The following is a 12,788-nucleotide window of genomic DNA, read 5'->3' on the forward strand; positions in this document are numbered from 1 at the left end:
CTGCAAGCCAAATGTTCTGTCGGTTCTTTATAACTGCCAAAATTGGATTCTGATATTTCGCCTTGAAATTCATTCCAGTCCAAGTTGAATACCGCAACAAACTGGCATGCCGTACAAGAAAAACACATGTCGCGATCCCCTGCGATCCCCTTTGTATGGGATAGGCTGTGGCTACGGTTTCGCGACACAGTACCTTACGTAAACTTCGGGATGAGCGACGAAGCTAACAGCCTTCGACTCGTGATCTCAAAGTGGTTTTGCGATCTGAATGGCCGCCTGCTTACTACGTTTTGCATGTTCGTCGATCAGTGAATTATGGCCGATTGGGAGGGGACGGGAAAATGCAATTCAAATAACCGGATAGTCCGGCGGATTGATCTTTTTTGCATTCAATCCTGGTTTCTTCCTGTCAGGATCGGTTGCGATAACCTTACCCATACCAATCGGTCCCTTTTTTTGACCTACCAGACTTCGACCCAGTGGCGATCATCGAAGACGACACTGTATCGTCCATCATAGACCGGCATGATTTTGGAGGCTGAGCGACCAGGGCGGCTTTCACATCTTATTGGCCTTGGTTTGATGTTTCTACGTAGGAAACAGGTGTAGAATTGGTTTCAGTTTTAAGAGAAAAGTTTCAGTGTCTCTCTATCAGGTCCAAATTTCTGGCGCTTGTCATACCGTCAATGTTGCTATCTCTCGCCGTAGTATTTGCGGTTGTCGAATACAACGCGCGATACGCGGCCGAGCAAAGATTGCGCACGAAACTGGACAAGCTGGTGTCGATTCAAAGTGCCGTGCTATCCGATCCGCTGTGGAACTTGGCTGACGACCAGCTTGCACTTTCGTTGTCGGCTTTGGCAGTAGATGACGATGTTCTGGCTGCAGCCGTATTCGACAATCAGGGCGGTCTTGTCGCTTCGATTGGTGATACAGGTCTGTTCGAACGTCAGCTCTATGTTGCTGACCACAACATCGTTCACTTCCAGAATGATGAAGCTATCAGGATCGGCACGCTTACCGTCGCGCTTGACGATACGCTGACGAGAACGGAAGCAGTTATTCGGTTTTGGGTAGCTTTAGGGTTGGCAATGGTCCTGCTGGTGTCGGTCATCGGGACGACTTTGGTGGTGCATCACAGTATAATCGAAGTTCCTTTGCGAAGACTGTTGCGCTCAATCAAGGCTGCACGCAAGAACGGACTTCATTTACCCGTCGAGTGGCACAGCCGCGACGAAATAGGTGCCGTCGTTGCAGCATTCAATGAGTTGCAGGGCGCCAAACAAATTAACGAAACCGCGTTCCGCACGGCTCGTGACGAACTGGAGAAACGGGTTCAGGAACGCACTGAAGAACTGGCAAAAACCAGTCACCAATTGAAACAAGCGATCGGGAGCTTTCAGCAAGCCGAAATCCTTACCGATGCCGAATTCATAGAGCCTGAGGGTTTCACACCCGATATGCTAGATCTTGTGGCTCTGACGGCCACGGATGCCTCCCAGTGTGAACAAAGACTGAAACGCCGAGTCCAAACGTTACAGATCCAGATCGACGAAACCCGCCAGAAAGAGCAGATCAAAAGCATCACTGGCACGGATTACTTCAAGGACTTGCGCGCGCGCGCTAACGATCTGCGCGCGTCGATGCACGCTGATGGTTCCGCTACTGCAAACAAGACGCACACATCTCAACCGGGCAGGGCGGATCAAAATTCGGAGATGCGTAAATAATGAGTAAGATAATTTCGATACATTCCTTTCGTGGCGGCACTGGCAAGTCGAACACAACCGCAAACCTCGCGGCACAATTGGCGATGATGGGTAAACGGGTCGGTGTGATTGATGCCGACATTCAGTCACCTGGAGTCCACATTCTCTTTGGGATGAAGGGTAGGGACATCACCAAATCTCTTAATGATTTTCTTTGGGGCAAGGGAGAGATCGAAGAGGCGGCCCATGATGTCACCGAAAGTCTTGGGCAGCCCGTTTCAGGCCGTGTTTTCCTGATCCCTTCCAGTGCGCAGGCCAACGAAATCGTTAATGTCTTACGCGAAGGGTACAATGTCAGCTTGCTTACCGGCGGGTTTCGAAAGCTGATAAATGAGCTTTCACTGGACCTGTTGCTTATCGATACTCATCCGGGCCTAAACGAAGAGACATTGTTTTCCATAGCGGTTTCGCATGCGCTTGTCATCGTCATGCGACCCGATCACCAAGACTACGAGGGGACTGGTGTTACGGTCGAAGTCGCGCGCTCTTTGGACGTGCCTAATATGTCCTTGGTGGTCAACAAGATGCCCGTAACGCTTGCGCGCGAAGAGGTGAAGACGCGGGTTCAACAGACTTATGATATCGACGACGTTACAGTCCTGCCCTATTGCGAAAAAATGATGAGTCTGGCCTCACGGCGGGTGTTCTCATCTGTCTATCCAGACCATAGCCTGACACAGCTTTATCGGTCCCTCGCTATCAAGTTGACTGATTGATGACGGAAGCGGGTAAGCTGATATCACGCGAAGAGGTGTTGTTCGGCTTTATAGGTGGCGTTAACCGACGTGCGCGCAATGTTCTATCTTTAATTGAGGCTCGGGCAGCCCGTATCGTGTTGGAACGCGGCAGCGTCAATTCGCCTTTCGCCACGGAAAGCGTTCTTGAGACACGAAATCAGACCTACCTTTCGGCGATCTGCGATAGCGTAAATGATAACGTCAAGGTCTCGGTCTTTGACCTCGAGCGGACCGCGTCTGATTGGCAGGATCTTGTACCGGAAAGCCCTGAAATTAGGGCAGAACTGGCGTATCTTCTGAGCCAAAGATATGCTTTCCGCCGCAGAAACATTCCCCATACCTGCCGGGCTTTGGGGCTTGCCAGACCCGAAGTACAGGCGGCCTATGCATCACGTAACGGGCAACCTTTTACCACTGTCTTCAAGACGACCGCGAATCCTCTTGTCCAGCTTCGGTGGGTGTGGGAGCGTTTGAGTTCCTATTTGGAAGCTCTACCGCCTTTTTGGACGGCATTCGCTTTGACACTTACCGAGGTCGTAGGCGCAGGCACTCTGGCGCTGCCCATCGCTTTTGCAACCATCGGGCCCTTGGCGGGGTTGGTAATGCTGCTTGTCTTTGGTGCGGTGAACTTTTTGACAGTTGGCTATCTTGCCGAGGCATCCGCGCGCAACGGTCAGATCACATTTGGCAGTGCTTTCATCGGGCAGTTGGTCAAAGAGTTTCTTGGACCATTCGCAGCGCTGGTTGCGCGTCTGGCCCTGTTTTTCTTCTGTTGCAACATTTTGGTGTCTTATTACACCGGGTTTGGGTCGACACTGAGTGCTATTACCAACCTGCCGAATGCACTTTGGGTCGTCGTCATTTTTGGCTTTGGTGTTTGCCTTGTCTTGCGTAGATCTCTGATTGGAACGGTTTCGTCGGCGTTGCTGATCGGATTTATCAACATATCTATACTGATCATCCTTTCCGTTGTTGCCCTGCGGTATTTCGAGGCTTCGAATGCTACAAGTGTAAGCGCACTCTTTCTGTTTAACGAACCTTTTGACCCTTCAATCGTCCAATTGGCGTTTGGTATCGTCATGACCTCGTACTTTGGGCACGTCTCTGTCAGCAATTGTGCGCAGGCCGTGCTGCGCCGCGACCCGGATGGACGATCCCTGAAAACTGGCACAATGGCCGCAATGGGTGTTGCCATCATAATATATTCGGTTTGGGTTATCACGATAGGAAGCGCGATTGACCCGGCAAGACTGAAGTCCGAAACCGGAACAGTGCTTGTACCTCTGGCCGAGAAAGCAGGGCTTGGCGTATACGTTCTTGGCACCGTCTTTGTTATTCTTGGCCTGGGAATGTCATCGGTTCACTTCTCACTGGGTATTTACAACATGGCCCGAGAGGTGATCGCCGGGTTGAAACCACGTTTGCCGACCACCTCCGGTAGGCAGCTTTCGCATTCAGTTCTAGAAAACGTGGTGGCTCTTAGTCCGATCATCTGCATTTTTGCCTATGTCCAATGGTCTTTTTTCACCGGGCAACAGTCTTTCATCAAACCACTGGAACTGAATGGGGTGCTGATGACCCCGATCCTGGCAGGTGTTTTTCCGGTCCTGTTGCTGATCGTAAGCCGCCGGCGGGGACGTGCCGTAGAGGGTGCGAGACTTCATTGGGTGTTTGCCAACCCCTGGGTTTTAAGCTTTGTCGCATTGTCGTTTTTCTCCAGCCTTTTGTTCCACGGGGTATTCATCTGGTCCGATCCCGTATTTCAAACACTTGCTTTTGGAACTTCCCTGCTGTTGCTGATTTGCGTGCTCGCAGCATTCAAAGCTGGAAAGTTCCAACCTCTCCTGTTGGTCGAGTTACATCACTACGAAGAGACCGGTGACCGTTTGAATATCCACATAAGCGCGAGCGGCGAACCAATCGAATTCACATCGTTTTGCGAGTATCAGACCGGTCCACCCGCCGTCGGAGGGAGACGGAACTTCACGACTGAGAGATTTTCTGAATGTTCGGAGTTGAGCATCATCTTCTCGAGCCCCGGAGACGTTCAGATGGCGATACAGGCCTTCCATATTAACAGGTTCTTTGAAAAACGTGTCATTTCAGGTTCGGTTAAGGTGCTCCAGTTTTCGGGTCAACCCGGCGAAGCCATTGTTGGGCAGCTTAGTCAGCCATTCAGAGAACCTAGCCAGGCAGGCAAAATAATTCTTAAGCTCCGATTTGACGGTGCAAAAAACAGCCCGTGAACTAGCTACTGCTTCTACGCTCGACAACCTTGGAACGGAGTGACTTATCTAATAAGTGGATCCATCCACCGTCACTCTAAATTTTCTGTTCTACCGATTACCTTAGATTTTTTCTCTGTCAGCGAATGTCTCCTCTGTATGGCCTCACCGTAGCGACGGTGATCAATATTGAACGACGGCTTTGGGCCGCCCATGTAGACGGCCCAGAGAAGTTAGATTTCAATGGCTTCAGCAATGGCAAGGGCATCTTCAAGTTCAACACCGAGATACCTGACCGTACTGTCCATTTTTGTGTGTCCCAACAGAAGCTGAACAGCGCGAAGGTTGCCAGTCTTCTTGTAAATCTGGGTCACCTTTGTTCGCCTCATCGAATGCGTGCCATATGCGCTCGCCTCCAGACCAATCGATGTCACCCAATCTCGAACGATCCGCGCATACTGGCGTGTCGAGATGTGAAGACGCTCATGGAAGCGGCCCGGCCAAAGGTACTCAGAGCCGATCATGAGTTCGTCCTCCATCCACTTTTCGACCGAGGCTCTGGTGCTTTCGGATATTTCAAAACGCACCGGTTTTTGCGTTTTGCTTTGCAACACGGAAGCCCGTTCTTTGATCTGGCCAGATGACATAATGTCGACGACTTTCATCTTCACTAAGTCACAGCCTCGAAGCTTGCTGTCGATTGCCATGTTGAACAGCGCAAGGTCGCGATGGTTTTCCGCCAATTCAAGGCGTACACGGATTGCCCAGACATGCTTTGGCTTCAACGGTCGTTTCTGGCCGACGATCCGACCTTTGTTCCATGCAGGACGAAGTGCGCGAATGGCAGGTAGGTTTGGTGTTTCCATGACTCATCCTCCGATCCGCCATGCCCTCCGCAACGACAACCCGACGTTGACGAGGCACCATATCATGGAATCGCTGCGATTCCTTCGAAGTCGGCAGTAAACCCTCTGTAACCTTTTCTGCAAACTGCACTAAGGATAGCTTAAGCTCTGGAAAGGTGACATCAACTGCTGGCTAAACTGAATTGGCACGCGCAGTTGTTCCGCGCGCACCAATCCTCGCCGGATCGCATCACAACTCAACTATGACTTTCCCAACCGCAGATCCATTCGTCAGGTGCGCGTAAGATGCGCCGACCTCGGTTAATCCGAACTTTTGCTCGTCGACAATCGGTTTGAGCCCGCCCGCATCTGCAATCTCCGCCAATACAGTAAGGATGTCGCCATGGGTTTGCCGTTCGACATCGTGCATCATCGGGATCAGCATGAAGACGACATGCAGTGACAGACCCTTGAAATGCACTGGAGTCAAGTCGATCTCGACCATCGCGACGGTCGAGGCGACATGGCCATTTAGTTTGGCGGCTTCGAACGAGTTCGTCATATTCTGCCCGCCGACGCTGTCGAACACAACATCAAAGCCTACGCCACCAGTATGCTCTGCCACGTAGTTCTCGACCTTTTGCGTCGTGAAATCCAAGGGTTGCGCACCCAACTCTTCGATTAGGGCCAGTTGTTTGACACCGCGACCTGTTGCCGAAACGGTTGCCCCAAAGTAGCGCGCGATTTGAACCGCGACATGACCAACACCACCTGCGCCACCTTGCACGAGCACAGTCTGCCCTTCGCCAACACCTGCGCGGGTTAGCCCTTCGTAGGCGGTGATACCGACCAGAGGCAGCGCTGCGGCCTCCCGCATACTCAGCGTTTTGGGCTTATGTGCAATAAGGCGGGCATCCGCGTCGATGTACTCCGCCAGAGAGCCCGGTAGGTCCATCAAACCACCGGCGCAGCCATACACCTCATCACCTATGGCAAAGCCTGTCTCACCGTCGCCGACCGCAACAACAGTGCCCGCAAAATCCATGCCAAGCACAGCGGGTAATGCGGGGGACAGGGGCAGGTCCGCGCCCATGTTTCGGATCATCGTGTCGACAGTATTGACACTGGTGGCGGCCACTTTGACCAGTACATGTCCGGGTGAGGCGACCGGATCGGGCATCTCAGTGAGCTCAAATACCGCGTCGGGTCCGTAGGTATTCAGAACCATTGCTTTCATTGGGATATTCCTTTTTGGATGTGACGCCCCGCGCGCGCTTTAACAACGCACGCCGGATAAGATCATTATGTTGGGGGTTGGTCAGTTGATGTCCTGCACCTGCATCACCAGATCGCCCCATTTGCGCTGGTTCTCGATGTCGTGCTCCAAGCCTTGCTCATCTGCGATCGTAAACCTTTTGACGGCCGAAGTTTTGCTGGTGGCCTGATACAGCCAATAGGCTTCGGCCTTCAGCGCCTCATCAATCGGTTTGTCGATGGATTCATAGATCATCTGCTTGCAGGCATTGATCGACTCTGCAGGGAATTGCGCGATCCGTTCAGCTAAAGTGTTCACGTACGGGCCAATATCATCCGGCTCCAACGCTTTGTTGATTGTGCCCAGACGCTCTGCATCATCCGCGTTATAGTCTTGCGCGCTCAGGATGATCTCAAGCGCTTTGCCCAGGCCGGTCTGACGTGCCATGCGGGAGGCACCGCCACCGAATGGCAGGATGCCCATGCCGACCTCCATCTGCATGAACTTGTACTTGCCCCGCGCGGCAAAGCACATGTCGAGTGCCAACGCCAATTCATGTCCGCCGCCGCGGGCAAACCCTTCCAGCTTTGCGATGGTGGCCTGCGGTACCTTGCTGATCCGTTCGCAAACAGACTGCAAATCCAAAAGCTGCGCGTCCTCACGTGATACCGCCTCAGTCGACATGTCCTTGAGCAGCTCGGTGTCGTAGTGACAGACCCAGATTTCCGGGTTGGAGGATTGAAAGATCACGACTTTAGTGTTGCGGTCGCGCTCCAACCGCATAGCCAGACTGTTCAGGTCGGCCAGCATTTCCTGACCTTGCACATTCACAGAGCCAAAGTTGAATGTGACCGTGGCAATGCCATTCTCAACGGCGACGTCGAAGGTTTGAAAGTTCTCGTATTTCATCAGGTAGTCCTTTCTTGGGCCTCGACGCGGCATGCGCGAGGGGTGGGGGAGCATCAAAGGTGGAGGTGCGCGGCGTTTTTGCGCCGCTTTGCTTAGCCCGTTTGGGCGATCAAGCTTTTGATGGTGTTCATGACGTCAGCAACGTGATCTTTGTCCAATGCTGCGGCATGCGGGTTCGCAAAAGCAGCACTGTCATTGTCGAAATAGGTCCCTGACGCGTCGGCGAACCGCGCGCCCAAGGCGGCATCTATCAGGATATCCGCGCCGATATTCATGTCATTCCCGGCAACGCCAAACCCCTCTTGCACCATTTTCGAGGCCAAAAGTGATCCGGGATTTACGGCAACCATAACCGGCGCATCGGCTTGGGATTTGGGCCATTCCCGTGTCCATATGGTGATCGCCAACTTGCTTTGGGCGTAGGCTTCCATATCCGCCAGCGGCACATTCCCTTGCATTGCCTTGATGTTCACCGGGGCCTGTGCGGCTGACGACAGGTTCACGACGCGCCCGTTTGCCGGAATGATCGGCAGCAGAAAGTCGGTCAGCAGATACGGTGCAAGAGTATTGACGACAAAGCGGATGTCCTGCCCATTCTCAAGTACGGTTTGCGGGGCTTTCAGCACCCCCGCGTTGTTGATCAAAACATCCAACCTATCATGTTTCGCACGCACGTTCTCGGCCAGTTCGCGCACTGCGGACAGGTCGCTCAGATCAGCGGCAAAGACTTCGACATCGCCACCGACTGCGGCAGCTGCGCTCTCCAGTTTGGATATACTGCGGCCATGCAAAAGCACCTTGTGCCCGTCGGCGGCCAGCTTCTTGGCTGTTAGCAAGCCTATGCCGTCAGTTGAGCCTGTAATGAGAATGGTCTTGGTCATCGGTTGAATCCTTTACGAAAAGTCAGGCAGCACGGTGTCCGCTAGGTGTTCAAGGGTTGCGTCGATCGGCGCTTGATTGAACCTCAGGTTCAGCGCGACATGATTGATCCCAAGCGCTTCAACCTCGCTCAGGTAGCTGCGCAGAAAATTGGTGCCGGACTGAAACCCAAGGTGGATCGGGCGCGGAGGTGCGGCTGGGTCGGAAACGACATCGACGTAGAGCGATTGCATGACCGGCTTGTCCGGTTGGCCCGCCGCTTTCACACGCCTTCGGTAATCCGCGATGACCTGCCCCTGGGCAGACGTATTGCGTGGATAGGTCATCCAACCGTCGCCGTTCTGCGCCACCCAATCGGGGGATTGCTGGCTACCACCGGTAATAAGCATAGGTAGTCGTGTGCCATGCGGCTTTGGCAATAGATCAATCCCGCCAGACAAAGTACCTTGAGCGTTTTGATGTGTGGGATAATCCGACCCGACCGCCCGGATGTAATCAATGCTGTCGCGGAAACGTTGACCTCGGTCATCGTAACTTCGGTTCATCGCCGGGTACTCTTCGGGGCGGTCACCGGACGCAACGCCCAACAACAACCGCCCACCCGAGAGCACATCCGCCGTCGCCGCTGCCTTGGCCACATGGGCGGGGTGGCGCAATGGCAGGATGACACTCGACGTTCCAAGTGCAATCCGGTTTGTCGCTGTTGCCAGCGCCCCAAGATAGACAAATGGATCGAAGACCTGTCCTGGATCGCCAAAGCTGGGAACATTGAAAGGAACGTCCCGCAGCCACAGTGCTGCAAACCCAAGTTTCTCAGCCCTCTGAGCAGCTTCCAAATGTCCGCGGAGCGTCGGCTGTGTGCCAACCGCGTATGCTTCGAGCGGCAACACAAGACCAATGCTCAGCCGGCCGGGGCGGAACACCTGATTATACGTCACGTTGATTTTGGCAAACTCAGCAGGCTGCATTCTATTCAACATGTCTCGGTCTTGTTAATAGCGCACTAAAGTGCGGCTCTCGATGCTTTTGCGAATTGTCGTGACGCCTGGGTCCTCAATTAGATCAAGCGCGCTATGGGCAATTGATGACAGTCCTTGATTGTCATAGATGTTGAAGATCGCGACTTCCTCAGGCGTCATCTTGGATTGATAGACCCATTCATGCCGGGGATTTCCCACCAGCCCCATGATTTGCCCTTTGCGGTCAGGATAGATCAGGTCCAGCAGAATCCAGTCGGACGGATCAACGGATGACGGACGAACAAAGCCCAAAGGTGCCGAATTGATCGGATGCTCAATAGGGCGCCACACATTGACAAAAGCATAGTGACCCCGCGACCACTCAGCTGCGGTTTGGGCTCCCAATAGATCGACAAGCCTCTGCTCGGCTCCGTTCTTGCTGTAGTCACTATGGACGTTACGGGCAGGTTTTCGCGTCGCATCCGGGTCATCTGTCCGAACCGTGTGATCGAAAACCACAACCTCGCGTGCACCAAGTTTTTCCCGCAGCAGCGCTGCCAGTTCCGCGTCATGGCTCTGTTTCCAAGCGCTGCCAGAAAAGTCCTGAACCCGCGTTTCCAGCGGCGTGAATTCAACTGCATCAGAAGCAAATGCAACAGAGGTGGTCGTCGCGCGCATATCGGTCAACGTCACAGAGGTTGGAGTCAATTCAGGAGAAATCAGGTTTCCCGCAATCCCATCTGCGTCTAGCTCAAAAGCTTGCCGATAGGGCTTGTGAACATGGTAGTTGACCGTGGCTTTTCGTGTCACTTGCGCCTCCTGCTTATGCGGTGCTGCATCCATGAGGGGTATTTAACACCAAGTTAATTGTGTATAAAATAGTCATTCTTGGATTGAAAATTCGGATTTTGAATATAATGGGACTCGATACAGACGCGCTCCGCCTATTCGTAAGGGCAGCGGAAATGTTGAACATCAGCGCTGCAGGGCGCGGATTGGGCATGGCCCCGGCTGTCTCAAGCGCAAAGCTTGCCAAGCTGGAACAAGGCCTGGGGTCTGAGCTGTTGCATCGCACGACGCGCAAAGTGTCACTTTCCGTCGAAGGCGCCGATTTCCTGCCGTTCGCCCGCGAGATCATCGCACAGGAAGAGGCAGCACTTACGGCTTTGGGCAAGCAGACAGCGACCATAAAAGGTACTCTGCGCTTTGCGGCACCCAGCAGTTTTGCGCAACTTTACATCGCGCCGATCCTGCCGAAATTTCTGCAACGGCACCCTGACCTCACGCTCGACCTGCATTTGTCGGATGTGCAGTTCGATCTGATTGAAGGCAGTTATGATCTGGCCCTCAGAAACGCGCCACTTGTCGATACCAGCCTGAAGGGCCGTAAACTAGCCGATGACCGGCGCATCCTCTGCGCTGCCCCTTGCTATCTCGACACACACGGCACCCCCAAGGCGCCAGGCGATCTGGCAAACCACCGTCTGATCGCTTTCCAAGACCTCCAACCGCGGTCACTGACAGGACCGGGAGGCGAAAACGCTATTTTCGATCCCGCTTCAGCCAAAGGCCAATTGATTATCGATGACGGTCAAAGTCAGGTTCGCGCCACACTAGCCGGGGCAGGTATTTCCTTGAACGCCCTGTGGAGCGTGCATGACCATCTGGATTCGGGCCGTCTGATACGAGTGCTGCCGGAAGTCGAAGCCGCAGAAGACAACGTCTTGTGGCTGATCTATCCCAAGTCCAACGTACTCTCACCCAAAGTGCGGGTGTTCATGGACTTTTTGATCGCTGAGATTGGCGCAAAACCGCCTTGGGAATCTTGAGCGCAGCTAGGTCTGGGGGAATTTAGATATCCTAACGCCGAGGTCGAGGGCAGGCGCTAAGCAGTCACGCTTTGCGCAGTCGTGCAAGTCTAGTGTGTCCGCACATTGTGACTCCGTGCGGCCCTAAGATTTGCTCACGGAGCGAACGCCAGGAAGGTGGTCTGCGAACACAGCATTCAAAGACTTCGGCGAATGAACGGAATAAGCGGTTTTGGCCAAGAACCAAATGATTTGGTCCTCAAGAGGTATCTGTTTTGTGTTAGCATGCCGTCTGATCTGAGGTTTACCGGTGCTCCAATTGTCGATCTGTTCTCGATCAAGCATTTAGGTACTCCTTAACTACTCAGTCGCGTCTCTTAAATCGTCGACAGGCGTTGCAAAAAGCCTGTCTCTATATCGCTTGGGCTCAGCAACTAATTGGGAAACAAAGGCTGCGTAATTCAAAACGAAACGCGGTCTCCACCTTTGAGGTCCAGTATCTCGCGCGCTTCATCTGGCGTGGCGACGGTGCTTCCTAAATCTTCCACGATACGGCGGATTTTGCGGACCTGTTGAGCGTTGCTCTCAGCCAGTTTCCCGCGGGATATGAACAGGCTGTCCTCCAACCCGACCCGTACGTTCCCACCCATCTGACTGGCTGTAGTCCCAAGCGCCATCTGAGCACCGCCGGCACCCAGAACAGACCAACGGTAGTTGTCGCCGAACAGTCGGTCAGCGGTGCGTTTCATGAAGATCAGGTTGTCGACCTCGGGCCCGATTCCACCCAGAATTCCAAAGATGAACTGAATGAAGATGGGCGCTTTGAACAATCCGATATCCATGCAGAATTTCAGATTATAAAGGTGCCCGACGTCATAGCATTCATGTTCGAACTTGATCTCATGAGGTGCCAGCGTTTCGGCGGCTTCGCGAATGTCGCGAAACGTATTGCGAAAGATGTTCTGGTCAGACTGCGCGACATATTCCTTTTCCCAATCGAACTTCCAGTCGCCGTCCTTGTAGCGATTTGCCAGCGGGTGAAACGAGAAGTTCATAGATCCCATGTTCATCGAACACATCTCGGGGCTGAAAGTTTTGGCCGGGGTGATACGGTCCTGAATGGACAGGGTCAGTGACCCGCCTGTTGACAGGTTCACAACCGCATCTGTCGCCTGCTTTATCCTGGGAAGGAACGGGGCGAAGTCATCAACATCGACCGACGGTGCCCCGGTTTCCGGATTGCGTGCATGCAGATGCAGAATGGACGCCCCGGCCTCGGCCGCCTCGGTTGCCTGCTTGGCAATGTCATCATAGCTATAGGGTAGGGCATCTGACATAGTCGGAGTGTGGATCGCACCGGTAACAGCACAGGTGATAATGGTTTTGTTCTGTCGAGCCATGG

Annotated in this window: 11 protein-coding genes; 4 read left to right on the forward strand and 7 right to left on the reverse strand. The window is 53.5% G+C overall.

Annotation, left to right across the window (positions count from 1 at the left end; translation table 11 throughout):
• Nucleotides 1-755: 755 nt before the first annotated feature.
• The 3 genes from ACR0K4_RS04945 to ACR0K4_RS04955 are packed head-to-tail and all read left to right on the forward strand — an operon-like array spanning nucleotide 756 to nucleotide 4,752.
• Nucleotides 756-1,730 carry a HAMP domain-containing protein gene (locus ACR0K4_RS04945; protein WP_480853082.1) on the forward strand — a complete coding sequence of 325 codons (975 nt, stop codon included), beginning with the start codon at nucleotides 756-758 and terminating at the stop codon, nucleotides 1,728-1,730.
• Nucleotides 1,730-2,485, forward strand: coding sequence for a MinD/ParA family ATP-binding protein (locus ACR0K4_RS04950; RefSeq protein ID WP_480853083.1), 756 nt, complete (start codon nucleotides 1,730-1,732; stop codon nucleotides 2,483-2,485). Before ACR0K4_RS04945 ends, ACR0K4_RS04950 begins: the two co-directional genes overlap by 1 nt.
• The gene (locus tag ACR0K4_RS04955) at nucleotides 2,485-4,752 is read left to right on the forward strand and encodes an aromatic amino acid transport family protein (RefSeq protein ID WP_480853112.1); all 2,268 of its coding nucleotides are present in this window, start codon (nucleotides 2,485-2,487) and stop codon (nucleotides 4,750-4,752) included. The genes ACR0K4_RS04950 and ACR0K4_RS04955 overlap by 1 nt, the downstream gene beginning before the upstream one ends.
• 212 nt (nucleotides 4,753-4,964) lie before the next feature.
• Here the strand turns inward: ACR0K4_RS04955 and ACR0K4_RS04960 are convergent, their stop codons facing one another.
• The 6 genes from ACR0K4_RS04960 to ACR0K4_RS04985 all read right to left on the reverse strand — a co-directional run bounded on the left by ACR0K4_RS04960 (nucleotide 4,965) and on the right by ACR0K4_RS04985 (nucleotide 10,388).
• Complete coding sequence (locus tag ACR0K4_RS04960; RefSeq protein ID WP_480853084.1) at nucleotides 4,965-5,597, reverse strand: tyrosine-type recombinase/integrase; 633 nt, start codon at nucleotides 5,595-5,597, stop codon at nucleotides 4,965-4,967.
• Between the two features lie 229 nt (nucleotides 5,598-5,826).
• Nucleotides 5,827-6,813, reverse strand: a complete 987-nt coding sequence (locus tag ACR0K4_RS04965) for a zinc-dependent alcohol dehydrogenase family protein (protein WP_480853085.1) — start codon at nucleotides 6,811-6,813, stop codon at nucleotides 5,827-5,829.
• An 81-nt stretch (nucleotides 6,814-6,894) separates the two neighbouring features.
• A complete protein-coding gene (locus tag ACR0K4_RS04970) occupies nucleotides 6,895-7,740 on the reverse strand; it encodes an enoyl-CoA hydratase/isomerase family protein (RefSeq protein ID WP_480853086.1) in 846 nt (281 codons plus the stop codon).
• 92 nt (nucleotides 7,741-7,832) lie between these two features.
• Entirely contained in the window at nucleotides 7,833-8,621 is a 789-nt protein-coding gene (locus ACR0K4_RS04975) for an SDR family NAD(P)-dependent oxidoreductase (RefSeq protein ID WP_480853087.1), read from the reverse strand.
• Nucleotides 8,622-8,633: 12 nt separating this feature from the next.
• A complete protein-coding gene (locus ACR0K4_RS04980) occupies nucleotides 8,634-9,599 on the reverse strand; it encodes an LLM class oxidoreductase (protein ID WP_480853088.1) in 966 nt (321 codons plus the stop codon).
• A gap of 12 nt (nucleotides 9,600-9,611) precedes the next feature.
• Nucleotides 9,612-10,388 (reverse strand): CmcJ/NvfI family oxidoreductase, encoded by a 777-nt coding sequence (locus ACR0K4_RS04985; RefSeq protein WP_480853089.1) that lies wholly within the window; start codon nucleotides 10,386-10,388, stop codon nucleotides 9,612-9,614.
• A gap of 107 nt (nucleotides 10,389-10,495) precedes the next feature.
• On the opposite strand from ACR0K4_RS04985, the gene ACR0K4_RS04990 reads away from it, so the two are divergent.
• Entirely contained in the window at nucleotides 10,496-11,407 is a 912-nt protein-coding gene (locus tag ACR0K4_RS04990) for a LysR family transcriptional regulator (RefSeq protein ID WP_480853090.1), read from the forward strand.
• A gap of 440 nt (nucleotides 11,408-11,847) precedes the next feature.
• On the opposite strand, the gene kce is transcribed toward ACR0K4_RS04990, so the two are convergent.
• Complete coding sequence (kce, locus tag ACR0K4_RS04995; protein WP_480853091.1) at nucleotides 11,848-12,786, reverse strand: 3,5-dioxohexanoate:acetyl-CoA acetone transferase; 939 nt, start codon at nucleotides 12,784-12,786, stop codon at nucleotides 11,848-11,850.
• Nucleotides 12,787-12,788 lie beyond the last annotated feature (2 nt).

The organism is Ruegeria sp. K11 (assembly GCF_056531905.1).

What these genes read in the sequence shown, in the direction of transcription:
- ACR0K4_RS04990 (WP_480853090.1), top strand. Translation starts at nt 10,496, where the DNA reads ATGGGACTCGATACAGACGCGCTCCGCCTATTCGTAAGGGCAGCGGAA.
- ACR0K4_RS04960 (WP_480853084.1), bottom strand. Translation starts at nt 5,597, where the DNA reads ATGGAAACACCAAACCTACCTGCCATTCGCGCACTTCGTCCTGCATGG.
- ACR0K4_RS04950 (WP_480853083.1), top strand. Translation starts at nt 1,730, where the DNA reads ATGAGTAAGATAATTTCGATACATTCCTTTCGTGGCGGCACTGGCAAG.
- ACR0K4_RS04965 (WP_480853085.1), bottom strand. Translation starts at nt 6,813, where the DNA reads ATGAAAGCAATGGTTCTGAATACCTACGGACCCGACGCGGTATTTGAG.
- kce (WP_480853091.1), bottom strand. Translation starts at nt 12,786, where the DNA reads ATGGCTCGACAGAACAAAACCATTATCACCTGTGCTGTTACCGGTGCG.
- ACR0K4_RS04980 (WP_480853088.1), bottom strand. Translation starts at nt 9,599, where the DNA reads ATGTTGAATAGAATGCAGCCTGCTGAGTTTGCCAAAATCAACGTGACG.
- ACR0K4_RS04975 (WP_480853087.1), bottom strand. Translation starts at nt 8,621, where the DNA reads ATGACCAAGACCATTCTCATTACAGGCTCAACTGACGGCATAGGCTTG.
- ACR0K4_RS04955 (WP_480853112.1), top strand. Translation starts at nt 2,485, where the DNA reads ATGACGGAAGCGGGTAAGCTGATATCACGCGAAGAGGTGTTGTTCGGC.
- ACR0K4_RS04970 (WP_480853086.1), bottom strand. Translation starts at nt 7,740, where the DNA reads ATGAAATACGAGAACTTTCAAACCTTCGACGTCGCCGTTGAGAATGGC.